Genomic DNA, 25,593 nt, shown 5'->3' with positions numbered 1-25,593 from the left:
CCATGTCCCCCAATCCGGCCGCACAGGACTCCCACGGGCCCCCGGCCTCGGCGCCGGGCGTGCGCGTGCGCGGGCTCACCGTCGTCTACAAGACCCCGATGGGCGAGCTGCCCGCCGTCTCGAACGTCGATCTCACCCTCGCGCCCGGCACGATCACCGGTGTGGTCGGCGAGTCGGGCTCGGGCAAGTCGACGCTCGCACTGTGCCTGCTCAACGCCGTGCAGCCGCCGGGCAGGATCGCGGCGGGCAGCGTCGAGATCGACGGCCTCGGCGACGTGGTCGAGCTCGGCGGCGAGAAGCTGCGGCGGGCCCGCGGCCGGCATGTCGGGTACGTCTTCCAGGCCGCGCAGAACTCGCTCAACCCGCTGAAGACGATCGGCAAGCAGCTGCTCGACCTCGGCCGCTCCCACGGTGTGGCGGACCTGCGCGCGCTCGTGCGCGACGCCAAGGACCTGCTGGCCCGCATGGGAATGGACGGCGCCCGCGTGCTCGACTCCTACCAGCACGAGCTGTCGGGCGGCATGCGCCAGCGCGTCGGCATCATGCTCGCGCTCGTGCTCAACGCCAAGGTCGTCGTGCTCGACGAGCCGACCACTGCCCTCGATATGATCACGCAGGCGACGATCCTGCGCATCGTCCGCGAGGTCCACGACGAGCGGGGGCTCACCACGCTCGTCATCACCCACGACGTCGGCGCCGTCGCCGAGGTCGCCGACGACCTCGCCGTGATGTACGGCGGGCGTGTGGTCGAGCACGGCCCGGTCAAGGAGGTGCTCGGCGGCCCCGAGCACCCGTACACCCGGGGCCTGATCCGGGCGATCCCGCGCCTGTCGGGGGACATCGGCGAGGCGCGGGCGCTGCCGGGGCGGCCCCCCACGCTCGGAACACTCCCGGCCGCCGGGTGCGTGTTCCGCGAGCGCTGCGACCGGAGGATGGACGTCTGCGACACCGTCGAGCCCGCCGCGCTGACCCGCGACGGCAGGACGGTCGCCTGCCACGCCGCGGCGGAGGACGCCGACCGGCGGCTCACGACCGCCCGTCGTAAGGAGTACGCTTGATCACCGGAACCGGCATCACCAAGACCTTCAAGCAGCGCGGGAGCGTGCTCGGCGCGCGCGAGGTGCGGGCGCTTCGCGGGGTGGACTTCGCCGTGGAGGCGGGCGGAGCGGTGTCGTTCATCGGGGAGTCCGGCTGCGGCAAGACCACGCTCGGCCGGATCATCGCCGGGCTGGAGACCTACGACGCCGGTGAGATCGTCATCGACGGCGTGCCCATGTCCGGGCTCGGCCATCGGCGGCGGCAGCCGTACTTCCGCCGGATCCAGCTCATCCACCAGGACCCCTACTCGGCGCTCAACCCCACCAGGACCGTCCACCAGACGCTGGAGGCGCCGCTGGCGCTGCGCGCCAAGCAGACCGGCCGGCCGAGATCGTGGGTGGACGCGCGGGCGTCGGAGCTGCTCTCCCTGGTCGGCATCGACCCCGGTTACGTCCTGCCGAGATATCCGCACCAGCTGTCGGGCGGCATGCGCCAGCGCGTGGTGATCGCCCGGGCGCTGACGATGGACCCCGAGGTGCTCGTCGCCGACGAGGCCGTGTCGATGATCGACGTGTCGCTGCGCCTCGGCATCCTCGCACTGCTCAAGGACCTGCGCGTACGGCTCGGCGTGGGCGTGCTGTTCATCACCCACGACATCGCCACCGCGCGCTACATCGGAGACGACAGCGATCTGTACGTGCTCTACCGGGGCCGGGTCGTCGAGCGCGGGCCGACCGAGACGATCATCAACCGGCCGGTGCATCCGTACACCCAGTCGCTGCTGTCGGCCACCCCGGTCCTGCACGGGCTGGAGCTGCCCGGGGCGGAGCGGGTCGTGCCGACGGAGGCGCTCGACCCGGACGGCGGCGACGAGGGCTGCCTGTTCGCCCCCCGCTGCCCGTTCGCCACCCGGCTGTGCGTCGAGCGGCGGCCGGAACTGAGCCACGACGGCACGACCCTCCAGGAGCACGCCTGCCTCCACCCCCGGATCCGCAGCGTGATCCCGGTGGACGCGGTGACCCGCGCGGAGCCGGGCGGGGGCACGGAGGCCGACACCGGAACGGACCCGGAATCCGGGACCGGATCCGGTACGGGAGCGGACACGGGAGCGGACGCGGGAGCGCGCGGATGAGCGGCCGGAGCCCGGTGAGGATCGATCCGGTGCGGCCGGACGCCGCCGGCGTGGCCGAGACCGCGGCGGCCGCGCTGTGGGCGGACGCCGACGAGGCGCCGCTGGTCGTGCGGCGGCTCGCCGACCCGCCCGGGGGACGCCGGTGGACCGCCCTGGCCACCCCGGACCTGGACGGCGTGGTGCTCGCCTCGATCGGCGACGCCGCCGACGGAGGCGGCACGGCCGGTCATGTGGACCTGCTGGCCGTACACCCGGGCGCGCAGGGCCGGGGCGTCGGCCGCGCGCTCATGACAGCCGCGGAGGAGTGGCTGCGGGGGCAGGGCGCGACTGAGGCGCGCTTCGCCGGGAACCCGCCGTGCTACGGCTGGCCGGGCATCGACGTGCGCTACACCCCGGCGGCCTGTCTCGCCGAGAGCCTCGGCTACGAGCGCTACCGGATCGCCTGGAACATGACCGCCGAGCTGCCGGTCCACGCGGAGGCGGAGGACGCGGCCGACCTGGCCCGGCTGGCCGCGGCCGGCGTCGCCGTACGTTCTGCTCCGGTGGGGCGGCGGGCGGCGGTCGCCGGCTTCGTGCGGCGGCAGTGGAACGACGCGTGGGCCTGGGAGGCCGAGCAGGCGGCCGGCTGCCACTACGCCGAGCGGGACGGGGAGATCCTGGGGTTCGCCGCGTGGGGCAGCAGGCCCATGTGGTTCGGCCCGATGGGCACGGCCGAGGCGGCACGCGGGCTCGGCGTCGGCCGGGTGCTGCTGCGCCGGTGCCTGGCCGATCAGGCGGCGGCCGGGCAGCGCAGCGCGCAGATCGGCTGGGTGGGCCCGATCCGCTTCTACTCGCGGGCGGTGGCCGCGCGGGTCGAGCGGGTCTTCTGGCTCTACCGCCGCCCGCTCGGCTGACGGTGATGAGCCGTGGAGCTACGCGTACATCAGCTCGGCGTGATCGCCCGGCCTGCCGGGGGGACCGCACAGATCGCGTGGGTCCCGTCCGGAGGTCAGCGCCAGGCGCAGGGAGCCGGAACCCCACAGCAGGTCCAGGAACGGCTCGCAGGTGAAATCGTCCGGATGGAGCGTGCGCAGCACGTGCAGCATGGACACGGCCGTGAACACGGGCCGAAACGCCGTACGGTCGGTGACGTGCAGCTGGACGCCGCGCACGGGCGACCCCGCGTGCTTGCCGAAGACCGGGGCGAACCACGTGTCGCGGAACCGCACGCCGGGCAGGCCGAGCGCGTCGAGCGCCTCGGCGAAGCGTCCGTCCAGGTACGGCGCGCCGATCAGCTCGAACGGCCGGGTCGTGCCGCGGCCCTCGGAGACGTTCGTCCCCTCGAACAGGCCCGTCCCCGGGTATACCAGCGCGGTGTCCAGGGTCGGCATGTTCACCGAGGGCATCACCCACGGCAGCCCGGTCTCGTCGAAGTACCACTCGCGCCGCCAGCCGTGCAGGGGGACCACCGTCGGCTCGGCGCCGATCTCGCGGTCGACGAACCGGGCGATCTCCCCGGCGGTGAGGCCGTGCCGGATGGGCAGCGGGGCGCGTCCGACGAAGCTCGCGAAGGCGGGGTCGAGCGGCGGGCCCTCGCACACCGCCCCGCCGATGGGGTTGGGCCGGTCGAGCACGGCGAAGGGCAGCCCGAGGCGGGCCGCCGCGCCCATGAGGTCGTGCATCGTCCACACGTAGGTGTAGAAACGGGCGCCCACATCGCCCGTGTCGAACACGAGGACGTCCACCCCGGCCGACGCCACCAGCTCGTCGAGGGCCGCGCCGGCCCGCTGATAGGTGTCGAACACGGGCAGGCCGGTGGCGGGGTCGGCCGCCGCGCGGGCCGCGCCGTCGTCCCCGCTCTCGCCGGAGCCCGCCTGGCCGGTGCCGCGCAGCCCGTGCTCCGGACTGAACAGCGCGGTCACCCGGAAACCCGCGCGCAGCAGCGCCGGTGCGGACGGGGTCAGATCGGGCAGGACTCCGGTGGGGTTGGTGACGAGCCCGATCCGCCCGCTGAGGGCCCGCTCACCACGGGCACGGCCTGCGACCAGTCGCTCCAGGCCGGTACGAACGCCAGTCATCTGGACAGAGCTCTCCGAATCCGAGGCCATCATCATGACGGAACCGATGCCGAAATCCATGACGAATTCCACCGCGGAGTCACTCGCCGCTCTCGCCACAGAACAGAGCGATCCCCGCTACAGCGGGATCGACACGCTGCCGACGCAGGACATCGCCCGTCTCATGAACGCGGCCGACGCCACCGTGCCGGCGGCGGTCGGCCGTGCCGTACCGGCGATCTCCGCGGCGATCGACGGCATCGCCGAGCGCATGATGCGCGGCGGCCGCCTGTTCTACGTGGGCGCCGGGACCTCGGGGCGGATCGCGGTGCTCGACGCCTCGGAGTGCCCGCCGACCTTCGGCACCGATCCCGAGCTGGTGCAGGGCGTCATCGCGGGCGGCGAGGCCGCGCTGCTGCACGCCGTCGAGGGAGCCGAGGACGACGCGGCCGCGGGCGCCGCCGTGATCGGGCGGAAGGGCATCGGCCCGGGTGATTCCGTCGTCGGGATCTCGGCGAGCGGGCGTGCGCCCTACGTCGTGGCCGCGGTGCGTGAGGCACGCCGCGCCGGTGCGCTGACCGTGGGCCTGGCCTGCAACGCCGCGACCCCGCTGGCCGGCGCGGCCGAGCATCCCATCGAGGTGATCGTCGGGCCCGAGGTGGTCGCCGGATCGACCCGGCTCAAGGCCGGCACCGCCCAGAAGCTGGTCCTCAACATGATCTCCACGATCACGATGATCAGGTCCGGCAGGACGTACGGGAACTACATGGTCGACGTGGTGGCGAGCAACTCCAAGCTCGTCGACCGGGCCGCGCGCATGGTCGCGGACATCACCGGAGCGGCTGTCCCCGCCGCCCGCGAGGTCCTGGAGGACGCCGGGCGCGACGTGAAGACCGCGGTGGTGATGATCAAGCGAGGCCTGGCCGCCGACGACGCGCGGGCGCTGCTCGCGGCGTACGGCGACCGGCTGGCCCCCGCGCTGGCCGGCGCGGCCCCGGGTGCGCGCGGCGATGCTTGAGCGGATCCTGCGGGCCGCCGTGCCCGCGGTCGCGTCGGCCGCCGTCGCGACGATCGCCGTCGACGGCCGGACGGTGGCGGCCTGCGCCGTCGGCGAGGCGGTCCGCTACGCCGACGCCTCCGAGCGGGTGGCGGCGGACCGGCCGCCGGTCACGCTCGGCTCCGTCTTCGACATCGCCTCGAACACCAAGCCGTTCACCGCGCTGGTGCTGCTGTCCCTGGTGGCGGAGGGACGGGTGGACCTGGACGAACCGGTCGCCACCTGGCTGCCGAGGCACTACGGCGAGCGCCCGGAGATCACACTCCGGCACCTGCTCACCCACACCTCGGGCCTGCCGGCGAGCCGCCGGGTGGAGCGCGAGCCCGCCGAGCTCCGCTGGGAGCTGGTGCTGTCCACCCCCGCCGAGCGGCCGCCGGGAACGCACCTCTACTCCGACGTCGGCCTGATCACAGCCGGCCGGGTCGCCGAGATCGCCGGCGGAGCGCCGCTCGACCTCCTCGTCCGGGAGCGGATCACCGGCCCGCTCGGTCTCGCCGGCACCCTCTACCGCCCCGGCCCTTCGCTGCTGCCCAGGACCGTCGCAACCGAGTACAAGGCCGACCGGGGGAGCGGTTGCGTCAGGGGGGAGGTGCACGACGAGACCGCGCACGCGCTCGGCGGCGTCACCGGGCACGCCGGGCTGTTCTCCACGGCCGGAGACCTGCTGCGGTTCGGTGAGGCGCTGCGTACCGGCGGGGCCGGAGCCGTGCGCCCTGACCTGGCCGCCGAGATGGTCCGCGACCAGGGGGTGGCCGGCGCGGTCTATCGGCAGGGGCTCGCCGTGCGGATCGGCGACCCGGCGATCGTCGGCCCGCTGACCGAGGCGTTCGGCCACTCCGGTTTCACCGGGACGTCGCTGGTCGTCGATCCCGGACGCCGCCTCACGGTCGTGCTGCTCACCAACAACGTCCACCCGGTGCGGGGACGGCCCGGCATCCGGGAGCTGCGCACGGCCGTGGCCGACGCGGCCCTCCGGCTCGCCTAAGCCGCCTCCGGACTCCGTGATCAACACCCCCCCAAACCAGACCCGTGATCTTGCGAATACTCGCATGTCGGGTCTTGACCAGGCATTTCATGTTCGTGATCTTGCAGTTTCTCGCAGACATATGCTTTGAGCAGCGAAAACACTATTCGTGATCTTGTACTCGCGACTGCAAGATCACCAACACGTAGGTGCAGGTCAGCGGCCCGTGTGCAAGTATCTGCAAGATCACCGATGGGATTCGCGCAGGTCAGGAGGAGGACTCGCGAGAAACTGCAAGATCACGGGAGGTTGGTCAGTTGAACTGGAAGGACCGCTTGGCCAGGCCGTACCAGAAACCGTCGATGACCGCGCGCTGATCGGCCAGGTCGTCGACGGCGGCGCCGAGGGAGACGAAGAGCGGGGCGAAGTGCTCGGTACGGGGGTGGGCGATCCGGGCTGCCGGGGCCTTGTCCAGGAAGTCGAGGACGGCGTCGACGTCCCGCGCGGCGATGGCCCGGTCGATCCAGTCGTCGAACTCCATCGACCAGGAGGGCACCGGCTTGGAGTTGGTGTAGTCGGCCAGCTTCAGGTTGTGGGTGGTGAACCCGCTGCCGATGATCAGTACGCCCTGGTCCCTCAGCGGCGCCAGGTCACGGCCGAGCCGGAACAGTTCGCGGGAGTCGAGCGTGGGCATGGAGACCTGTAGGACGGGGATGTCCGCCGCCGGGTACATCTCGACGAGCGGCACGTACGCACCGTGGTCGAGGCCGCGCTCGGGGTCGTCGTGAGTCGGATGTCCGGACGAGCCGAGCAGCCGGCGCACCTCCTCGGCGAGCCCGGGGGATCCCGGCGCCGGGTAGCGGACCTGGAAATACTTGTCCGGAAAGCCCCAGAAGTCGTACACGAGCGGGACGGTCCGGGTCGCGCCCAACGTGAGCGGGGCGTCCTCCCAGTGCGCCGAGACCATCAGGATCGACTCGGGCCGGGGCAGCTCGGCCGACCAGTTGGCGAGCTGCCGTTTCCACAGGGCGTCGTCCGCCAGCGGCGGCGCTCCGTGACTGAGGTACAGGGTGGGCATTCTCGCCATTCCGGGTCCTCTCGCAGTGAACCGTCGAGCAGTCGTTGGGGGATCGCCACCCGTTGCAGCACAGTTGAATGCTGGACTATTCCCCGGGCCGGGAGCCTTACAGGGTGTCCCGGCCGTGCGGGGCGGTCCAGTCGATCAGGGGTCCGGCCGGGACGATCCGCGACGGGTTGATCCGCGGGTGGGTGCCGTAGTAGTGGCGCTTGATGTGGTCGAAGTCCGTCGTGCCGCCGAAGGCCGGGATCCGGTAGAGGTCGCGCGCGTAACCCCACAGGTTCGGATAGTCGGTCAGGCGGCGGAGGTTGGCCTTGAAATGGCCGAAGTAGACCGCGTCGAAACGGGCGAGCGTCACCCACAGCCGCACGTCCGCCTCGGTGATGCGGTCGCCTAACAGGTATCGGCGGCTCGCCAGGCGCTGTTCGAGTTCGTCGAGCGTGTCGAACAGCGCCGTCACGGCCGTGCCGTACGCCTCCTGGCTCTCGGCGAAGCCGCACCGGTACACCCCGTTGTTGACGGTCGTGTAGACGCGCTCGTTCAGCGCGTCGATCTCGCCGCGCAGCGCCGCCGGATAGAGATCGACACCGGGCTTCGCCCAGGCGCCGAACCGGGTGGCCAGGTCGATGCTGATGTCGGGGAAGTTGTTGCTGACGATCCGGCCGGTCACACGGTCCCACAGCACGGGCACCGACACGTGGCCGTCGTACCCCGGCTCGGTCGCCTCGTACGCCTCCCGGAGCAGCCGGAAGCCGTTGACCTCGTCGGGGCCGTGCCCCGGCCCGTGGCGGAAGGCCCAGCCGCGGCCGTCCCGGACGGGATCGACGACGGACATGGTCACGACGTCCTCCAGCCCCAGGAGCGACCGTGCGATCACCGATCGGTGCGCCCACGGGCAGGCGAGCGACACGTAGAGGTGGTAGCGCCCGGGCTCGGCGGGGAAGCCGCTCCCGCTGATCCGGCCCTGGAAGCGGTAGAGCGGGCGGACGAAGGAGCCGTCGGGACGGGTGGCGGCCTTGACCGTGTAGTCGCCGTGGGCGGCGAAGTCCACTGGGCTCGCGACGGGGGCTGTCGGCGTCATCGGAGGCGTCCTCTCCTCGGGATGTCGAGGTTAACCCGCCGAACCGTCAGGCATCATCCCGCTGCCGGGCTCACGACCGGCTCGTCGCACCGGGCACCCGTTTGAGACGGCGGCCGACCGCATCCTCCGCGACGGCGAGCGACCCGGCGTCTTCCGCCTCGGCCCGCATCACGAGCCGCTCCTGCGGCCGCGTCCGCGGCCGTTCAGTGTTCGGCGGCGGGTGCGTGGACCTCCGCGGTCCGGGCGCTTCCCATCATGCCGAAGCGTATGGTCGCCAGGCCGAGCGCCAGGATGATCACACCGGTGACGACGTTGTTCGCGATCGTCCCCGCCGTGTTCGCCCCGCCCCGGACGACCCAGGGGGCGATGATGGTCCACAGCCCGATCACGGGTGCGAGCCAGGAGATGCCGTGGGTGCGGTCGAACGCCGAGCTGTAGGCGAGCGCGAGCATCGCGATCACGAGGCCCGTGACCAGGTTGTTGACGGCGATCGGGCGGTTCTGGAATCCGACGATCCATGGTGAGAGCGCGAGATACAGGCCGCTCAACAGCGTGAGACCGTCGGTCAGCTGCGCCGCGGGGTTCGCGGCCGCGGCCTCGTAACGGGCCCGCAGTGCCATGATGTCGGGGTGTGTTCTGATATCGGCGCTATGCGGCATCGTGCACACCGTCCCTCCGAGATGCGGATCTAAGGCCAGGCTACGCCTGACTCATCCCCTCCTGCCCGATTTGAGGGTTTCCGATTGGGGAGCGGAGAGTGACCTCCCTCACGCGATGGCCGCCGGCGTCGAGATCCTTCCGGCGCGGCGGGGGATGCCGGACGGCGGAGGGGTGTCGGGGATGTTCCCGTGTGCGGTGGGCGCCCCCGGGGCGGGGCTGCATGGTCGGGGGAGACGGGCTCAGGCCGCCCGGGCGAAGTCGACCCGGAGGCTTGACGTCACGAAAGCCTGGACGAGTCGCATGATCAGCGCTTCCAGGAGCATGAGGGCCGCCTTGGCGAGGATGGCGGCGATGAAGTCGGACATGAGGCACCTTATTAGGACGAAGCTGCGTGTAATGGGAGCATGACGCAGAAACCTCGCATGCGGGCGTAGGTGAGGTTACCGTACGGTGAACAGTGCATAACGTGCTGGAGATCGATCTTGGATCATCGTCTCCGGACGATGGGGGAGGGCCTTCCCGTCCACCCGTACGAAGTCCCGGTGAGCGTGTAGGCGGCCGGAGGGCCGGATCGGTCCGTCCGGCCCCTCTGGTCCGTCTGTTACGTCACCTGTCGGTGCTCTTGGCGCGACCCGACGTGGTCGCCGGCTTGCCCGTGGTCTTGGGTTCGGCCTTCGCCGAAGCCCGCTGGGCGGCCCGTGTGGCGGCCTCCCGGACGGTCTTCTCGCCCGCAGGGGCCGGGGTGGCGCCCGGTGCCGCGGCGCCGGGCGGCGCCGGGGTCTCCTGCCGTGGCGCGCGCAGCGGAGACCACCGCTGCTCCTGTGCGCGGGTCCGCTGCGCGATCATCGTCCCGGCGCCGATCGCCGCGGCCACCGGCCAATCGATCAGACCGAACACCGCCAGCGCGCCGAGCCCCCCATAGTAAGCGAGCCGCTCCGGCGGCGGGAGGAACGTCCGCGCGATGCCGACGGCCTGGCCCACGTCGTGGCGGCTCACATGCGGCAGTTCGATGTGCGGAAGGCGCAGATCCGGGGGACGCACCTGGATGCGCACGAATGGCAGGTTCACATTGAACTGACGGCCCGCCTCCTCCGTCGCCGCAGGAGTCGCGGTCGCGGCCGATGTACCGCTGGTCGTCGTCTGGGTCACGGTCATGCTTCCTCCCCCGTATGCCAAGGCTCCATGGCGGGTCGGGGTGACCGACCCGGGCGGCCCACAGACGCAAAATGACCTTTCTATCCTCCACCGCCGCCGCTTGGGTTGCTCGTGGCGATAACGGTTGTTTGCCCACTTTTGCAGGTACCGTTTCGCCCCGGCCTCCACGGGCGGGGGAGCCGAGATCACACGGCCCGTACGCGGCCCGGCGCGTCCCCGGTCAGCGGGCGGCGGTCTCGGCGTACGCGGCCAGGGCCGCGCCGCGCGCCCCCGCCATGTCGAGATCCTCCACCAGCCTCACCGCGGCCACCTGACGCTGCTCGTCCCGCAGCAGGGTGTGCTCGCCGACCTTGCCGAGGAACCACTCCCGGAAGTGCGGCGCGGCCTCCACGACGCCGCCGCCCAGGAAGTACGCCCCCGGGTCGGTGAAGTTGGCCGCGATCGTGAACAGCCGGCCGATGGCCATCGCCTGCTGCTCGAAGATGCCGAGCGCGAGCGGGTCGCCGTTCTCGCCGTACCCGCGCAGCAGCTTGGCCGCCTTGCCGATGGGCTCGACCCGGGCGAGCTCGTGCTCGGGGAACCGGGTGAGCCAGTACGGCAGCAGGTTCCTCTCGATGCCCGTCAGCGAGGCCACGCTCTCCGCGTCGCCGCTGAAACCGCAGTTGCAGACGGGGACCGGCTGCCCCTCCGCAAGCAGGCCGTGCATCGGGATGTGGACGTGACCGAACTCGCCGGCCATTCCGGCGGCGCCCTTCACCACTCGCCCGGACTCGATGACGCCGCCGCCGAGACCGGTGCCGACGATCGCGGCCACCGACGAGTGCCGTGAGGCGTCGGCGCCGAAATGGACGTGATGGGCGTACAGGGCGGCGGCGTTGCCGTCGTTGTTGTAGACGACGGGCAGGCCGAGCCGTTCCTCCAGTGCGCCGCGGAAGTCGAAGCCGTACCACCCGGGGTCGACGAAGTTGGTCGCGCCCTTCGTGGAGATCACTCCGTCGGCGCCGGCCGGGCCGGGGGAGTCCAGGCCGACCGCGCGTACCAGCGACCTCGCGACGCCGGTGAGCTCCAGCACGTTGTCGAAGGCGTGGCGGAGCCGGTCGACCGCCACCTCGGGCCCCTCCCGCACCAGGCTGGGCGTCTCGACCAGCCGGTCCACCAGGAAGGCGCCCGAGGCGTCGAGGACCGTGGCGTTGTTGCTGGTGCCTCCGTTGTCGAGGCCGACGACGACCCAGGACGCTGAGCCGGCCATGGGACTCCTTCCTTACGCCCGGCATGTCCAGAGCGAAGACTACGAGAGTTTCCCCCGGGCGGCGCGGTTTCGGCGGGTGGAGCCAAGGGGGGCGGCCACCCTGCGGGACGCCGGGATCCCGGCCATGTGCCGGAGAACTTCTGACAATGATCCGAGCCCGGCGAAAGGTGAAACGTTCAGCTCGCGCGCCCCGCCCCGCCCGTATGCGCGGCGTCCGGCGACACCGTCTGAGCTGCGGTGAGGCCGCGGGCGGCGGGACGGGACGGCGGAGCCGGCGGACGGGAGCCGTTGACCGGGGCCGGGGATCCGCAGAACGATCTGCGTCCGGGACGGTCCGCGGCCGGTCATGGCCCGGGGCGGCCCGTCAGCACCGCAGAACAGCCGAGCGAGACAGCCTCCCGACGCACGAAGCCGGGGCGGCACCCGCCGGTGCCGCGCGAATCGAAGACCGCGCGAAACGAACGAGGAAGTGAGGGACGCATGAACGGTTCGCATTCCCGTCCCACACGTGGCCCGCGGATCGCGGGCTTCGGGGGAGGTTCGCCTCGCGTCCGGGGATCGGGCACGGCGGCACGCGGGCGGCGCGGCCTGATCGCCGCTCTCGCCGCGCTGGCGGCCGGTCTCGCGGTCACGCTGGTGCCGGGGACGGCCGCGGCCGCCTCCGCGTGCGATGTGGACTACTCCACCAACCAGTGGCCGGGTGGTTTCACCGCCCAGGTCAGGGTCACCAACCTCGGCTCGGCGGTCGGCTCGTGGACGCTGACCTGGACGGCGGGGCCCGGCCAGCAGATCACCAACGCCTGGAGCGCCCAGGTCAGCCAGTCGGGCACGACGGTGACGGCGTCCAACGCCGCCTGGAACGGCTCGCTGGGCACGGGAGGCTCGGCCGACTTCGGGTTCCAGGGGACCTGGTCGGGCAGCCTGGCCGAGCCGTCCGGCTTCGCGCTGAACGGCGTGTCATGCGACGACGGAACCCCGACTCCGACTCCGACGCCTACTCCCACGCCGACTCCGACTCCGACTCCGACGCCTACGCCTACCCCGACTCCGACGCCTACCCCGACTCCGACGCCTACCCCCACGCCGACCCCCACGCCGACTCCGACGCCGACGCCTACGCCTACCCCGACCCCGACGCCTACCCCCACGCCGACTCCGACCCCGACGCCTTCGGGCGACTGCGCGGGCGCGGTGGTCTGCAGCGGCTTCGAGGACCAGCCGGGCGGCACACCGACCGGTGACTGGCAGGTCGTCGCGCCGAACTGCCAGGGGACCGGCACCGCCGTCATCGACACCTCCACCGCCCACAGCGGGTCGAAGTCGCTGCGCGTCAACGGCGGCGGGAGTTACTGCGACCACGTCTTCGCCGCCACCACCCATGACGTCTCGGCCGTGGCCCCGTGGTGTACGGACGGCTGTGGGTCCGGCACACCACGGCGCTGCCGGCCACCCACGTCTCCATGATTACGATGTCCGACTCCCGCGACGGCGGCAAGGACCTCAGGATCGGCGGGCAGAACGGCGCGCTGCAGTGGAACCGGGAGTCCGACGACGCCACCCTGCCCGAGCAGAGCCCGTCCGGCGTCGCGCAGAGCTCCCCGCTGCCCACCGGCCGATGGGTGTGCCTGCGCTTCCAGATCGACACCACCCAGCAGTCGATGCGCACCTACCTGGACGGTCAGGAGATCGCCGGGCTGCGCGTGGACGGCGTTCCGACCCAGGACATCGACTCCCAGTGGCTGCGCCGTACCACCGCGCCGCGGCCCACGACGTTCCGGCTCGGCTGGGAGAGCTACGCCGGCGACCAGGACACCCTGTGGTACGACGACGTGGCCCTGGGCGCCAACCCGATCGGCTGCTGAACCGCTGAGCACCGACACGGACCCGGCCCCCCGCACCCCCCGGCGCGGGGGGCCGCTCATGTCCGGTGGAACGCCGCCGGGGAACTTCCCGTCCGTCCGGACGTGTGCCGCCGGTGTGGCGGGTATGGGGACAAGTTCTGCCATACCGAGGACAGGAGGTTTCCCATGGCACAGACCGTGGCGGATGTGATGACGGCCAACCCGGCGACCGTGGAGGCGAACGACACCGTGTCGGCGGCCGCCCGGCTCATGCGCGACAACGACGCCGGCGGCGTCATCGTCACCGACGGCGGGCATGTCCGCGGCATCATCACGGACCGTGACATAGCCATCCGCGTCATGGCCGACGGAAAGGGGCCGGACACCCCGGTACGCGGGGCCAGCAGCGAGGAGCTCACGACCGTCTCTCCGGACGCCACCGTCGACGAGGTCGTCCGGCTCATGCGGGAAAAGGCCGTTCGCCGGGTGCCGGTCGTGCGGGACGACCGGGCGGTCGGCATCGTCAGCATCGGGGATCTCGCGATGGAACGGGACTCCCGGTCGGCTCTGGGGGACATCTCGGCCGCGCCGCCGAACCAGTGAACCGACGCCGTCGAACAGGAAACGGGCGGGTCTCCGCCCGTTTTCGGGTACGCCGGTCCCCGGCGTGATCCCGAACTCGGGAGGGTAGGCATTCGACGGTGCCCGATTCGGGGCACGGGGGAGATCCGGCCCGAAGCGGGGCGGGCACGGACATGGGCGGCGAATCCGAAGGGGGAGTCCCATGACCGACGTACGACACCCGATTCCCGAGCTGATGAGGGAGAACGACGTCATCGATCTGCTCGTCCACCAGCATTCGATCATCAGGGACATGTTCGACGAGGTGGCGGAGGCGCCGGACGACGGGCGGGAGGCGGCGTTCCGGCGGCTGGTGCGGATGCTCGCCGTGCACGAGACCGCCGAGGAGGAGATCGTGCACCCCTACGCCCGGCGCAAGCTGGACGGCGGGTCCGCCGTGGTCGCCGACCGCCTGGCGGAGGAACGCGCGGCCAAGCGGCTGCTCGCGATGATGGACAGGGACGGGCCGCGGCACCCGGACTTCCTCGCGAACCTCGACGAGCTGCGGATCGCGGTGCTGACGCACGCGCGTGCCGAGGAGCGGTACGAGTTCCCTCGGCTACGGGCCCGCACGTCGATGATGGAACGCCGGGCGATGGCGCTGGGCCTGCGTGCGGCGGAGGCGATGGCCCCCACCCGGCCGCGCCCCGGGGTGGAGTCCGCGACCCGGAACCTGCTGCTCGGGCCGCCCGCGGCCATCATGGACAGGGCCCGTGACCTCATCATGACGGCCGTCGGCAGGAAGAAGGGCTGACCGGAGGTCGCACGGCCCACGACCCGGCGGGCGTGGGCCGTGCCACTACCGGTCGGCAGCGGCGGTCCAGGGCCCGGCGCTCAGTGGGGCCGCAGGCTGTACATCGGGTGGGCGCCCTCGGACTCCAGGCGGTATTCCCGGCCGGACTTCGCGCGGTTCTCGTCGATGACACGCTCGCTCGCCGGCTCCTGGTCCCCGTGGATCTGGGCCTGCCAGCGCTGGAAGCGCTCGTGCGCCTCCTGGACGTACCCGGTGCCCAGCGTGGTGTAGTCGATCTGGGTGGCGAGCACCTCGCGGATGTAGCCCTTGTTCTGCTCGAACGTCACCGGCGCCGGCAGCCGCGGGGCGAGAATCTCCTGCGGATCCCGCCCGTCGTGCCGGCGCATCATCTCCGCCGCGATCCGCAGATGCTCGAGCTCCATGTTCAGGTGCAGCTCCCAGATGGCCTTCACCTTGGGATCGCTCTCGGTCTCCATGAACGAGTAGTAGAGGTAGCACTCGTTGTACTCGTGGTTGACCAGCTGCTCCCACCACGTCTCGCCCGGGTCCACGAGCGACTCGTAATGCGTGACGTGCTCCTCCTCGATCAGCCCGATCTCCTGGTAGAGCTGCCGGGCGATCGGCTCCATGTACATGGGCCCGACGTTCATGTAGAAGTTCATCGTCTGCTGCTCGGCCGACATGATGGTCAGCGCGTGCAGCTTGGAGATCGGAGCCGCGGTGTTCCTGTCGTACGGCTCGCGCACGTTGTCGATCGGATGCCGCTGGTGCATCTTGGTCGGCCGGCCCGGCATCACCTCGGTGAGCGCGTCGACGATCTTCTCGGCCTTCCGGTGCTCGATCATCTCGAACAGGTTGGCGTACCGGTAGAGGTGATCGAAGTCCTCCAGCAACCCGAACTGGTAGGCCTGTTTGAGGTACGGATCGGGTTCCATCCGGGCGACCCACGCGGTCAGATCGGTGGCCACCTGCTCGTAGGCGAGCGTGGTCTCCAGCACCGAGGCGAGCCCCGGCAGCAGCCAGTTGACCGCTTTCTGCTGCTGCGCCTCGATGAATCGGGTCTCGGCCAGTTGCTGCCGGTCCTCCAGGTCGGGGCAGTGCCGGGCGAGATGACGGTTGAACATGATCGCTTCGATCTCGATGCCGTTCATCGTGATGATCCGGCACCGGGTGTACGGATCGGCGTGGTCAGGATCGATCGGGGTCACGTCGAGCTCACGCCAGTCGCGCAGCTGACGGTCGAGAGGAATGCCCCGTTCCTCCAGTGGGTTGAACGTCATCTCGCCTGCTCCTTCCCCCGATAGGACATACAGGTCCTGCCCGGACAGAGCAGCATCGACCCGGGCATTTCCTAGGCGTCGGCGCAGGGCGTACCCAACCGTGTGACCTCGGCAAACCTCTCAGACCGCGCGTCATCGGGACCGGCTCTCCCCTCACCGCGGCCAGGAGGCCCGGAGAGGCCGGCGGCTCGACAGGGCCGCCGGCCACCCCTGTCAGCGCGAGTCGGGACCGGTGAGGCCGGCCCGGCGCAGGGCCTCGGCCATCGCACCGCCCGCGGGGGCGGCGCCCGACCCGCGGCCGCCTCCGCCCTGTCTCTGCCCCTGTCCCTGCCCCCGTCGCCGGCCGTCGCCCCGGCCCTGCTGCTGCCCGGCGGACGGGCGTCCTCGCTGGGCGCCCGGTCCGTTCTGGCCGTTCTGGCCGCGACCGGTGACCTCGTCGTCCAGCCGCAGCGTGAGCGAGATGCGCTTGCGCTGGATGTCGACGTCCAGCACCTTCACCCGCACGATGTCGCCCGGCTTGACCACCTCGCGGGGATCCTTGACGAACGAGTGCGACATCGCGGAGACGTGCACGAGCCCGTCCTGGTGCACGCCGACGTCGACGAACGCGCCGAACGCCGCGACGTTGGTCACCACTCCCTCCAGCACCATCCCCGGGGTGAGATCCGCGAGCGTCTCCACACCCTCCTTGAAGGCGGCGGTCTTGAAGGCCGGACGCGGGTCGCGCCCCGGCTTCTCCAGCTCCTTGAGGATGTCGGTGACGGTCGGCAGCCCGAAGGTGTCGTCGACGAAGTCGGCAGGCCGCAGCGAGCGGAGCACCGACGTGTCGCCGATCAGGGCACGCAGATCGCCGGCCGTCGCGCCGAGGATGCGGCGCACCACCGGGTACGCCTCCGGATGCACGCTGGACGCGTCGAGCGGGTCGTCCCCGCCGGGGATGCGCAGGAAGCCCGCGCACTGCTCGAACGCCTTCGGGCCGAGCCGCGGGACGTCCTTCAGGCCCCGGCGCGACCGGAACGGGCCGTTGGCGTCCCGGTGCGCCACGATGTTCTCCGCCAGCGTGGCGCCGATGCCGGACACGCGGGTCAGCAGCGGGGCGGACGCGGTGTTCACGTCCACTCCGACGCCGTTCACGCAGTCCTCGACCACCGCGTCGAGGGAGCGCGACAGCTTCAGCTCGGACAGATCGTGCTGGTACTGCCCCACACCGATCGACTTGGGGTCGATCTTCACCAGCTCCGCCAGCGGGTCCTGGAGGCGGCGCGCGATCGACACGGCGCCGCGCAGCGACACGTCGAGGCCGGGCAGCTCCTGCGAGGCGTAGGCCGAGGCCGAGTACACCGAGGCGCCCGCCTCGGAGACGACGACCTTGGTGAGCCGGGGCATGCGCTGTACCAGCTCGCCCGCGAGCCTGTCGGTCTCCCGCGAGGCGGTGCCGTTGCCGATCGCGATCAGCTCGACGCCGTGCTCCGCCGCGAGCCGCGCGAGCACGTCCAGCGACTTGTCCCACTGCCGCTTCGGCTCGTGCGGATAGATGGTCTCGGTGGCGACCACCTTGCCGGTCCCGTCGACGACCGCGACCTTCACGCCGGTGCGCAGGCCGGGGTCGAGGCCCATGGTCGGCCGGGTGCCGGCGGGCGCGGCCAGCAGCAGGTCGCGCAGGTTGGCGGCGAACACGCGGACGGCCTCCTCCTCCGCTGCCTGCCACAGCCGGGTGCGCAGGTCGATGCCGAGGTGCACGAGGATCCGGGTGCGCCAGGCCCACCGGACCGTGTCGGCGAGCCACCGGTCGGCCGGCCGGCCCCGGTCGGAGACGCCGAATCGCTGGGCGATCCGCAGCTCGTAGTCGTTCGGGTCCTCGGCCTCGGGGTCGAGCGTGATGGTGAGGACCTCCTCCTTCTCACCGCGGAACATCGCGAGGATCCGGTGGGAGGGCAGCGATGTGAACGGCTCGGAGAAGTCGAAGTAGTCGGCGAACTTCGCCCCGGCCTCCTGCCGGTCCTCCCGCACCTGGGACACCAGCCGGCCGCGGGTCCACATCCGCTCGCGCAGATCGCCGATCAGGTCGGCGTCCTCGGCGAAACGCTCGACCAGGATGGCCCTGGCCCCCTCCAGCGCCGCGGCGGCGTCGGCCACGCCCTCTGCGACGAAGGTCTCGGCCGTGGCCTGCGGATCGAGGTCAGGCTCGGCGAGCAGCCTGTCGGCCAGCGGCTCCAGCCCCGCCTCCCTGGCGATCTGGGCCTTGGTGCGGCGCTTGGGCTTGAACGGGAGATAGATGTCCTCCAGCCGCGCCTTCGAGTCCGCGGCCATGATCCGCGCTTCCAGGGCGTCGTCGAGCCTGCCCTGGGAGCGGATGGAGTCGAGGATGGCGGCCCGCCGTTCCTCCAGCTCCCGCAGGTAGCGCAGCCGCTCCTCGAGCGTGCGCAGTTGCGTGTCGTCCAGCGTGCCCGTCGCCTCCTTGCGGTAACGGGCGATGAACGGCACCGTGGCCCCGCCGTCGAGCAGGTCGACGGCCGCGGCCACCTGGCTTTCGCGCACGCCGAGCTCTTCGGCGATCCGCTGCTGAATGGACGTCGTCACAATCCTGATCCGCCTTCACATTGAGGTTCGGGGAAGATTCTGCACGCTGCGCGCTCCGAGTGTCGCCTCACTTGGTGTGATTCGCCTGGTTCGATTCGCTCGGGTGCCGTCCGGCGACTCCCCGAGCCCGCCGTACGGATGGACGGACAGGACGCCGACGTGACCCGCCAGATGCCCGTGTGGATCAGGCACGGGTGGATCAGGCACGGGCGGAGCGGAGGACGTGGCGGCGCCGGAGGCGGGAGACGGGGGTGGGGGACAAAGGGAGAGCCCGGCGGTCTCGGCTCGCCGTGCTCTCCCGTTTCCCGGACGGTCACCGGGAGGCCCCGGCCGCGGCGGAAGGCGGGGGTCGAAGGTGCACTGGAAGGCGCGGAGCGGTGATCTACGCCTCCGCAGGCAGCGCTGTGGTGGGGGCGGGCGCGGCGGGAGCCCGCGTGAACGGGACGGGAACGGCCGGTCGCGATCGCCGTACGGCCTCGGCCTGATGCCCGAGATAGCCGGTGGGGAACGTGGTGACGCTGCCGCAGCCGCAGGCCGGGCAGCTCATGCCCGACCACGGGGGCTGGACGGGCGTGCCCTCCCGGGTCCACACCACCACGTCGTTCCCGTGTCCGTCCGACATCCGCCGTACCAGGTACTCCTCCTCCCAGACGAGCAGGCAGCGCAGACATTCGAACGGCCACGTCTCATAGGTGCTGAAATCCTCCTGCACCCGACTCACCCCCCGAAATGTGATAAATCCCCCTTTTGAGTCTCCTCGTGTCGGGGAACTCCCGCAACACGAAAACGGTCACGCTCGGTAATTTTTACATCGCTCACCGTGGATGGTGATCTGGGCGGCGTGGACGCGTTCACCCGCCGCCGCCCGGAACTCGCGCTCGAGCGTCGGCGTCCTCGTGGCCGAGGGGCTAGACGAGATCGAGGAGACCCTCCACGGCGCCGAGCGCGAGGGTCTTGTAGCCCACCGAGTCGAACAGCACGGTGATCCGGTCGCTCTCCCGGCTCATCACGGTCCCGTGGCCCCATTCGGCGTGCCGTACCCCGGCGTGCAGCGGGTAGGGCCCCGCGTCGCCGGTGACCTCGGGAACGGACGCCTCTCCGGAGCGGCAGGTGTCGCACGCCCCGCAGATCCGCTCGTACGGCTCGCCGAAGTATTCGAGCAGGAAACGGCGGCGGCAGCCGGTGGTCTCGGCATAGCCCCGCATCATCGCCAGGCGGGAGTCGTCGAGGCGGTGCCGCATGTCGTCGAGCTCCATCGCGTGGTCGGCCGCCTTGTCCGGCGGCGGGCCGTCGCAGGCATAGGTGAGCCCGCCCCCGTGTGCCACCTCCACCGCGCCGGCCCGCTCCAGCAGATTCACCTGCGAGGCCAGCTTGACCGGCCCGACGTCGAGCAGCTCGCGCAGCCGCGCGGTCGGCACCGCGACGCCCCGGCCGTCATGCTCCCGGACGATCTCGGCGATGTGCCGCAGCGTCTCCCGGTCGGCCCGGCCGCCGCCGAAGAACTTCCGCAGGCCGAGATCCTCCGGACGGTAGAACAGCACGGCCGAGGCGGGCTCGCCGTCCCGGCCGGCCCGGCCGATCTCCTGGTAATAGGCGTCCAGGGATTCCGGCGGGGCGGCGTGCAGTACGAACCGGACATCCGGCTTGTCGATGCCCATCCCGAAGGCCGACGTCGCGACGACGACGTCCAGGCCGTCGTTCTGGAACAGCTCGTGGATCCTGCGCCGGTCCCCCGCCTTCATCCCCGCGTGGTACGGCTCGGCCCGCCTGCCGCGCTCCGACAGCATCTCGGCGTACTCCTCGGCCTGGCGCCGCGTGGCGACGTAGACCAGGCCGAGTCCGTCCAGCGGGTGCTCGGCCAGGGCCCGGCGCTTGTCGCCGTCGCAGGTGAAGCGGCGGACCTCCAGGTGGATGTTGGGCCGGTCGAAGCCCCGGACGACCTGCTGGGCGGCGGTCATCCCGAGCGACCGGACGATCTCCTCGCGCACGGTCGGCGCGGCTGTGGCGGTCATCGCGATCACGGGCGGATGGCCCAGCCGTTCGATCACCTTCCCGAGCCGCAGATACTCCGGGCGGAAGTCGTGGCCCCAGGCGGAGACGCAGTGCGCCTCGTCCACCGCGATCAGCGACGGCCGGGCCTCGGCCAGCCGGTCCACGACCTCGGGCTTGGCGAGCTGCTCGGGCGACAGGAACACGTACTCGGCCCGGCCCGCCGTGACCTGGTCGAGGCCCGCCTCGACCGACCCCGCCGAGTTGACCGCCACCGCACCGCCCGCGTCCGCGGCCAGCAGGCTCATGACCTGGTCGCGCTGGAGTGCGATCAGCGGCGAGATGACGACGGTCGGACCCGCCAGCAGCAGGCCGGGAACCTGGTAGACGGCCGACTTCCCGCCGCCGGTCGGCATGACGAGCAGCACGTCGCGGCCCGCCATCAGGTGCTCCATCGCCTCCCGCTGGCCCGGCCGCAGCCGCTCCCAGCCGAAGGCGTCCCGCGCGGTGGCGCGCAGCCGTCCCGCCCGCCGGTGCGGCCGCCGTCCGAGTCCGTTGCCCGGCCGGCCGCGGGACCAGTGCCCTGACCAGTGCCCCGGCCGCCGGCCGGATCCCCGCCTGACGTTCATCACCCGATGGCTCCCTCAGCAGACCAGCCCTGCCGTACCCGCGGTGGCGAGGCCGAATCCGGGGGCCGAACGCGGTGGCCGAACGCGGAGATCGACTCGGGAGTTCGACCGCGGTGGAGAGGCGGGAGCCCCCGATCGAACGGGAGAGGCGGGAGTAGGGTATGACTCCTTTACGGCAAGGCACTCATATCCGGCAATCTCCCATGGCGAGGGATGATCTCGGGAGGTCATGTGGCGGAATTGCTGGGAGTGGCCGCTTCCCTGGCGGCCGTGGCGGTGCTGGTCACGCTGGCGCTGCTGGTGATCTCGATCGCCGTGCTGGCCGCACTGGCCGTGCTCGTCGTCATGACCATATGGGAGCGCCGCTCCCGTCTCCGGGATTCCGAGCGGAGATGATGTACGGCCCGCCGGAGGGCTGCGGCGGGCCGTACGGGTCACTCGGGTGGGAACGCGGTCAAACGGGCACCCGGGGCTGCCGTGTGTCCTCCCGCGCCCTCTCCGGTTCTCTGCGCGGTGGCCGCTGCGTGTGCTTCCTGGAGTGCCGTCCGGCCAGCCGTTCCAGGCCGCCGCGCAGCCGTTGCTGAACGCCGGCGATCGCGCCGTACATGGTCTCAGCGCGCGCCTCGGCGTACAGGGCGTGCCCGTTGACGTCGAGGACGGCCCGGGCCCGGCAGCGCTCCTCCGGGTCGCGGGCGGGCGAGTCGCCGAGGACGACCCGGGCGTAGAGGATCGGCCTGCCGGTGAAACGGCTCAGCGCGGCGATCCGCTCCCGCGCCTCGGTCACCGCCGCCGCCGGGACCTTTCCGTTCGTCTCCACCATGACTGCTTCGGGTTTGAGCATCTCGTTCATGAGGCCAGTCTGCTGATCATCGCCGTCGGGCTGCCAGGGCCGTCCGTCCCACCCGCGGGGTACTTCCTCGTGCCGGAGTAGGGACCCAGGACCCTGGCGGAGACAATGGAAACGTGAAGGTCGTCGTGCTGGCGGACACCCATGCGCCACGCCGGTGGAAGACGTGCCCGCCCCGGGTCGCGGAGCACCTCCGGCAGGCGGACGCGATCCTCCACGCGGGAGACGTGTGCACGGCCGATGTCCTGGCCGAGCTGTCGGCTTACGCGCCCGTCCACGCGGTGCTCGGCAACAACGACGGCCCCGACGTCGAAGAGTGGGGCGCCCCGCGGACCCTGCGGTTCGATCTGGACGGACTCACGGTCGCGATGATCCACGACAGCGGCCCGAAGACCGGCAGGACGGCCAGGATGCGCCGCCGCTTCCCGGACGCGGACCTGGTCGTCTTCGGCCACTCCCACGTCCCGATGGACCTGACCGGTGACGGGGTCCGCGTGTTCAACCCCGGCTCGCCCACCGACCGCCGCCGTCAGCCCTGCGGCACCCTGGGCGTACTGGAGATCGAGAACGGCCGGTTGCTGGAGGCACGCGTCATCCCGGTGACCTGACTTCACAGGAGTCCGTCCCGGCAGGCCGGTCCACGGCTTCGGGCTCCGGAGACGGAGCCGGACCGGACGGTGGGACGATCATTCGTTACGCTGCCCCGGTGGCTGGTGTTGAGGAACCGCGGCACGAGTGGCGGGTGCCATGGCAGATCGTCGCGCTGAAGATCGCCGGAGCCGTCCTGTTCGGAGTGGTGGCGACGATCGGCGACCACCACCAGCTCTTCCTCGCCGGTGTCGTGGCCCTGGGGTTCGCCGTGGTGGCGATCCGTGATCTCGTCGTCCCCGTACGGCTGTCAGCGGGCGCCGACGGCCTGGTCGTCTCCGGCCTGGCGGGCAGGGAGTGGGTGTCCTGGAACGACGTCGACCGCATCCGGGTCGACTCCCGCCGCCGCTACGGGCTGACCACCGAGCTGCTGGAGATCGAGGCAGGCGATCAGGTCCACATTTTCAGCCGCTTCGATCTCGGCGCCTCGGTGTTCGATGTGGCCGACGAGCTGATGAAGCTGCGTCCCTGAGGGCACCGGGTCCCGGGCGGTGGCGCCGGGGGCGGTGCGGAACGGCCGGACCGGCCGGGCCTGCCTGCTCGGCCCGCCCGGTCCGGCCGTCGCTCACCCCGTCGAGCAGGTCGTGCCGTTCAGGGTGAACGCCGAGATCCCGTTGGAGCCGCTGTAGGTGGCCTGGAAACCGAAGGCCACCGTGCCGCCGTTCGCGCCGATCGTCTGGTTCCATGACAGGTTCTTCGCGATCACGTGCTGCCCGGACTGGGAGATTTCCGCGTTCCACGCGTTGGTGATCTGCTGATTTCCGGCGAAGTCCCACTCGAGCTTCCACCCGTCGATCGGTTTCGCCGACAGGTTGGTGATCGTCAGATCCGCGGTGAATCCGGTGTTCCAGCTGTTGAGCCGGTAGTTCACCGCGCAGCTGCCACCCGTGGGCGTGGGCGACGGAGTAGGCGTCGGGGTGGGCGTGGGCGTCGGAGTGGGCGTCGGAGTGGGCGTCGGTGTCGGGGTGGGCGTGGGCGTCGGTGTCGGTGTCGGGGTGGAGGTCGAGTACGAGAGCCCGAAGCCGTAGTCGAACAGCGCCTGCTTGCCGTCCCCGGCGTTGATCGGCTGCTGGTCGGCGCTGCGCATCCAGGTCATGGGCAGGCGGCCGGTCGGCGCGTGGTCGCCGAACAGCACGTCGGCGACGCCCCGGCCCTCGGTGCCCGGCAGCCACGCCGCGACCAGCGCGTTCCACTGGTCGATCTGCCCGGCGATGTCGAGCGGCCGTCCCGAGACCAGCACCACGATCAGCGGCACCCCGGACGCCTTCAGCCGCTGCAGGGTGGCGAGATCGGTCGAGTCGAGGCCCATCGAGCCGGTGCGGTCGCCCTGGCCCTCGGCGTACGGCGTCTCGCCCACGACGGCGATGGCCGCGCGGTAGGAGGAGTCGATGCCGTTGCCGTCACGGTTGTAGGTGACCTGTGTGCCGGAGCCGACCGTGTCGCGGATGCCCTGCAGGATCGTGGTGCCCGGCGTGATGTCGCCGGAGGAGCCCTGCCAGGAGATCGTCCATCCGCCGCTCTGGTTGCCGATGTCGCTCGCGCTCTTGCCGGCCACGAAGATCTTGCCGCCGGTCTTGGCGAGCGGGAGCACGCCGCCGGAGTTCTTCAGCAGCACCAGGGACTTCCGTACGGCTTCGCGGGCGATGGCCCGGTGCGCTGCGCTGCCGACGGTGGAGGTGAGGGAGCGGTCGGTGAGCGGCTTCTCGAAGAGCCCGAGCTCGAACTTCTTCGTCAGGATGCGGCGGTTGGCGTCGTCGATCCGCGACATCGGCACCCGGCCCGCCTGGACCTCCGACTTCAGCAGCGAGACGAAGCGCTGGTAGTCGTTCGGGACCATCACCATGTCGATGCCCGCGTTGATCGAGTTGGCGACCTCGGTGGCGGTGAATCCGGACTGCCCGTCGAGCTGGTCGATGCCCGCCCAGTCGCTGACCACGAACCCGCTGAAGCCCAGCTCTCCCTTGAGCACGTCGGTGATCAGGTACTTGTGGCCGTGCAACTTCACGCCGTTCCACGACGAGTACGACACCATGACCGAGCCGACGCCGCGCCGCACCGCGGCCTGGAACGGCGCCAGGTGGATGGCGCGCAGGTCGGCCTCGCTCAGCTCGGTGTTGCCCTGGTCCCTGCCGCCGGTGGTGCCGCCGTCGCCGACGTAGTGCTTGGCGGTGGCGAGGATCGCGGCGTTCCCGGCGTTCTGGAAGCCGTCGATGATCGTCGTCATCTGGCTGACGAGCGCGGGGTCCTCACCGAACGACTCGTAGGTGCGGCCCCATCGGTCGTTGCGGGCCACGCACAGGCAGGGCGCGAACGTCCAGTCGATCCCGGTGCCGGAGACCTCCTCGGCCGTCGCCCGGCCGATCCGCTCGACCAGGTCGGGATCGCGGGTCGCGCCCAGCCCGATGTTGTGCGGGAAGATCGTGGCCCCGACGACGTTGTTGTGGCCGTGCACGGCGTCGATGCCGTAGATCATCGGGATGCCGAGCGGCGTGGCGAGCGCCTGCCGCTGGAAGTCGTCGTACATGTCCGCCCATGACGACGGGGTGTTGGAGGAGGGGGCCGACCCGCCGCCGGACAGGATCGACCCGAGCCGGTAGGTCGCCACGTCGGAGATGTTCCTGACCGCCGAGCGGTCGGCCTGGGTCATCTGCCCGACCTTGTCGTCGAGCGACATGCGCGAAAGCAGATCGTTCACCCGCGTGGCCACCGGCAGCCCCGGGTCCTTGTACGGTGCGTCGGCCGCCATCGCCGTGCCGCGGTCGACGGTGAAAACCACAGTGAGCGCGGCAGCGAGCGCCACCGCGAGCGTGGAGATCCACGCGAGCCTGAGCCGGGATGCCATCGGATTCCTTCCTCGATATCCGGTTCCGACGGTAAAATCGCGCCGTTCGCCGGTCAAAAGTCCTGGCGGCGCGTGCCCTCCCACCTGGACCGGCATCCGAAACTTTCAACGG

The 25,593-nt window shown here is 71.4% G+C and carries 25 protein-coding genes; 12 read left to right on the top strand and 13 right to left on the bottom strand.

Annotated features, from left to right (window positions below; genetic code table 11):
• Nucleotides 1-2 precede the first annotated feature (2 nt).
• The 3 genes from ACQP1K_RS14240 to ACQP1K_RS14230 are packed head-to-tail and all read left to right on the top strand — an operon-like array spanning nucleotide 3 to nucleotide 3,063.
• Complete coding sequence (locus ACQP1K_RS14240; protein ID WP_433501373.1) at nucleotides 3-1,058, top strand: ABC transporter ATP-binding protein; 1,056 nt, start codon at nucleotides 3-5, stop codon at nucleotides 1,056-1,058.
• The gene (locus tag ACQP1K_RS14235) at nucleotides 1,055-2,170 is read left to right on the top strand and encodes an ABC transporter ATP-binding protein (RefSeq protein ID WP_433501372.1); all 1,116 of its coding nucleotides are present in this window, start codon (nucleotides 1,055-1,057) and stop codon (nucleotides 2,168-2,170) included. Before ACQP1K_RS14240 ends, ACQP1K_RS14235 begins: the two co-directional genes overlap by 4 nt.
• Nucleotides 2,167-3,063: a GNAT family N-acetyltransferase gene (locus tag ACQP1K_RS14230; RefSeq protein WP_433501371.1), complete on the top strand. Its 897-nt coding sequence runs from the start codon at nucleotides 2,167-2,169 to the stop codon at nucleotides 3,061-3,063. The genes ACQP1K_RS14235 and ACQP1K_RS14230 overlap by 4 nt, the downstream gene beginning before the upstream one ends.
• Before the next feature lie 18 nt (nucleotides 3,064-3,081).
• On the opposite strand, the gene ACQP1K_RS14225 is transcribed toward ACQP1K_RS14230, so the two are convergent.
• On the bottom strand, nucleotides 3,082-4,227 hold the full coding sequence (locus ACQP1K_RS14225) for an exo-beta-N-acetylmuramidase NamZ family protein (protein WP_433501370.1): 1,146 nt from the start codon (nucleotides 4,225-4,227) through the stop codon (nucleotides 3,082-3,084).
• A 58-nt stretch (nucleotides 4,228-4,285) separates the two neighbouring features.
• Between ACQP1K_RS14225 and murQ the strand changes: the two genes are divergently transcribed.
• Entirely contained in the window at nucleotides 4,286-5,224 is a 939-nt protein-coding gene (gene murQ / locus ACQP1K_RS14220; protein WP_433501369.1) for an N-acetylmuramic acid 6-phosphate etherase, read from the top strand.
• On the top strand, nucleotides 5,217-6,248 hold the full coding sequence (locus ACQP1K_RS14215) for a serine hydrolase domain-containing protein (RefSeq protein WP_433501368.1): 1,032 nt from the start codon (nucleotides 5,217-5,219) through the stop codon (nucleotides 6,246-6,248). The genes murQ and ACQP1K_RS14215 overlap by 8 nt, the downstream gene beginning before the upstream one ends.
• Nucleotides 6,249-6,540: 292 nt before the next feature.
• On the opposite strand, the gene ACQP1K_RS14210 is transcribed toward ACQP1K_RS14215, so the two are convergent.
• The 6 genes from ACQP1K_RS14210 to ACQP1K_RS14185 form a co-directional block, all read right to left on the bottom strand.
• Nucleotides 6,541-7,314, bottom strand: coding sequence for a dioxygenase family protein (locus tag ACQP1K_RS14210; protein WP_433501367.1), 774 nt, complete (start codon nucleotides 7,312-7,314; stop codon nucleotides 6,541-6,543).
• Nucleotides 7,315-7,411: 97 nt separating this feature from the next.
• Nucleotides 7,412-8,386: a glutathione S-transferase family protein gene (locus ACQP1K_RS14205; RefSeq protein ID WP_433501366.1), complete on the bottom strand. Its 975-nt coding sequence runs from the start codon at nucleotides 8,384-8,386 to the stop codon at nucleotides 7,412-7,414.
• A 203-nt stretch (nucleotides 8,387-8,589) separates the two neighbouring features.
• On the bottom strand, nucleotides 8,590-9,006 hold the full coding sequence (locus tag ACQP1K_RS14200; RefSeq protein ID WP_433501365.1) for an SPW repeat protein: 417 nt from the start codon (nucleotides 9,004-9,006) through the stop codon (nucleotides 8,590-8,592).
• A 279-nt stretch (nucleotides 9,007-9,285) separates the two neighbouring features.
• Nucleotides 9,286-9,411: a hypothetical protein gene (locus ACQP1K_RS14195; RefSeq protein ID WP_433501364.1), complete on the bottom strand. Its 126-nt coding sequence runs from the start codon at nucleotides 9,409-9,411 to the stop codon at nucleotides 9,286-9,288.
• 241 nt (nucleotides 9,412-9,652) lie between these two features.
• The gene (locus tag ACQP1K_RS14190) at nucleotides 9,653-10,201 is read right to left on the bottom strand and encodes a hypothetical protein (RefSeq protein WP_433501363.1); all 549 of its coding nucleotides are present in this window, start codon (nucleotides 10,199-10,201) and stop codon (nucleotides 9,653-9,655) included.
• Nucleotides 10,202-10,421: 220 nt separating this feature from the next.
• Entirely contained in the window at nucleotides 10,422-11,450 is a 1,029-nt protein-coding gene (locus ACQP1K_RS14185; RefSeq protein WP_433501362.1) for an ROK family protein, read from the bottom strand.
• A gap of 480 nt (nucleotides 11,451-11,930) precedes the next feature.
• Between ACQP1K_RS14185 and ACQP1K_RS14180 the strand changes: the two genes are divergently transcribed.
• The 4 genes from ACQP1K_RS14180 to ACQP1K_RS14165 all read left to right on the top strand — a co-directional run bounded on the left by ACQP1K_RS14180 (nucleotide 11,931) and on the right by ACQP1K_RS14165 (nucleotide 14,666).
• Nucleotides 11,931-12,914 (top strand): cellulose-binding domain-containing protein, encoded by a 984-nt coding sequence (locus ACQP1K_RS14180; RefSeq protein WP_433501361.1) that lies wholly within the window; start codon nucleotides 11,931-11,933, stop codon nucleotides 12,912-12,914.
• Nucleotides 12,911-13,312: a hypothetical protein gene (locus ACQP1K_RS14175; protein ID WP_433501360.1), complete on the top strand. Its 402-nt coding sequence runs from the start codon at nucleotides 12,911-12,913 to the stop codon at nucleotides 13,310-13,312. Before ACQP1K_RS14180 ends, ACQP1K_RS14175 begins: the two co-directional genes overlap by 4 nt.
• A gap of 165 nt (nucleotides 13,313-13,477) precedes the next feature.
• The gene (locus ACQP1K_RS14170) at nucleotides 13,478-13,894 is read left to right on the top strand and encodes a CBS domain-containing protein (protein WP_433501359.1); all 417 of its coding nucleotides are present in this window, start codon (nucleotides 13,478-13,480) and stop codon (nucleotides 13,892-13,894) included.
• A 181-nt stretch (nucleotides 13,895-14,075) separates the two neighbouring features.
• On the top strand, nucleotides 14,076-14,666 hold the full coding sequence (locus tag ACQP1K_RS14165) for a hemerythrin domain-containing protein (protein WP_433501358.1): 591 nt from the start codon (nucleotides 14,076-14,078) through the stop codon (nucleotides 14,664-14,666).
• A gap of 80 nt (nucleotides 14,667-14,746) precedes the next feature.
• Here the strand turns inward: ACQP1K_RS14165 and ACQP1K_RS14160 are convergent, their stop codons facing one another.
• The 4 genes from ACQP1K_RS14160 to ACQP1K_RS14145 all read right to left on the bottom strand — a co-directional run bounded on the left by ACQP1K_RS14160 (nucleotide 14,747) and on the right by ACQP1K_RS14145 (nucleotide 21,144).
• A complete protein-coding gene (locus ACQP1K_RS14160; RefSeq protein ID WP_433501357.1) occupies nucleotides 14,747-15,946 on the bottom strand; it encodes a hypothetical protein in 1,200 nt (399 codons plus the stop codon).
• Nucleotides 15,947-16,159: 213 nt separating this feature from the next.
• Nucleotides 16,160-18,526, bottom strand: a complete 2,367-nt coding sequence (locus tag ACQP1K_RS14155) for a Tex family protein (RefSeq protein WP_433501356.1) — start codon at nucleotides 18,524-18,526, stop codon at nucleotides 16,160-16,162.
• Nucleotides 18,527-18,908: 382 nt separating this feature from the next.
• Nucleotides 18,909-19,247 carry a hypothetical protein gene (locus ACQP1K_RS14150; RefSeq protein ID WP_433501355.1) on the bottom strand — a complete coding sequence of 113 codons (339 nt, stop codon included), beginning with the start codon at nucleotides 19,245-19,247 and terminating at the stop codon, nucleotides 18,909-18,911.
• Between the two features lie 187 nt (nucleotides 19,248-19,434).
• Nucleotides 19,435-21,144, bottom strand: coding sequence for a RecQ family ATP-dependent DNA helicase (locus ACQP1K_RS14145; RefSeq protein WP_433501354.1), 1,710 nt, complete (start codon nucleotides 21,142-21,144; stop codon nucleotides 19,435-19,437).
• A 231-nt stretch (nucleotides 21,145-21,375) separates the two neighbouring features.
• Here ACQP1K_RS14145 and ACQP1K_RS14140 point away from each other — a divergent pair, with 231 nt between their 5' ends.
• Complete coding sequence (locus ACQP1K_RS14140) at nucleotides 21,376-21,540, top strand: hypothetical protein (protein ID WP_433501353.1); 165 nt, start codon at nucleotides 21,376-21,378, stop codon at nucleotides 21,538-21,540.
• A 58-nt stretch (nucleotides 21,541-21,598) separates the two neighbouring features.
• On the opposite strand, the gene ACQP1K_RS14135 is transcribed toward ACQP1K_RS14140, so the two are convergent.
• Nucleotides 21,599-21,994, bottom strand: coding sequence for an HPF/RaiA family ribosome-associated protein (locus tag ACQP1K_RS14135; protein WP_433501352.1), 396 nt, complete (start codon nucleotides 21,992-21,994; stop codon nucleotides 21,599-21,601).
• Between the two features lie 113 nt (nucleotides 21,995-22,107).
• Here ACQP1K_RS14135 and ACQP1K_RS14130 point away from each other — a divergent pair, with 113 nt between their 5' ends.
• Nucleotides 22,108-22,599 carry a metallophosphoesterase family protein gene (locus ACQP1K_RS14130; protein WP_433501351.1) on the top strand — a complete coding sequence of 164 codons (492 nt, stop codon included), beginning with the start codon at nucleotides 22,108-22,110 and terminating at the stop codon, nucleotides 22,597-22,599.
• A 98-nt stretch (nucleotides 22,600-22,697) separates the two neighbouring features.
• Nucleotides 22,698-23,111 (top strand): PH domain-containing protein, encoded by a 414-nt coding sequence (locus ACQP1K_RS14125; protein WP_433501350.1) that lies wholly within the window; start codon nucleotides 22,698-22,700, stop codon nucleotides 23,109-23,111.
• Nucleotides 23,112-23,204: 93 nt separating this feature from the next.
• On the opposite strand, the gene ACQP1K_RS14120 is transcribed toward ACQP1K_RS14125, so the two are convergent.
• Nucleotides 23,205-25,481: a glycoside hydrolase family 3 N-terminal domain-containing protein gene (locus ACQP1K_RS14120; protein WP_433501349.1), complete on the bottom strand. Its 2,277-nt coding sequence runs from the start codon at nucleotides 25,479-25,481 to the stop codon at nucleotides 23,205-23,207.
• Nucleotides 25,482-25,593: the final 112 nt, after the last annotated feature.

Origin of the sequence: Sphaerimonospora sp. CA-214678 (genome assembly GCF_050942215.1) — a bacterium.
In the GTDB taxonomy this organism is placed as follows: Bacteria; Actinomycetota; Actinomycetes; order Streptosporangiales; family Streptosporangiaceae; genus Sphaerimonospora.
Note: the sequence above shows the minus strand (reverse complement) of the source record. Positions and strands in the feature narration are given on the sequence as shown.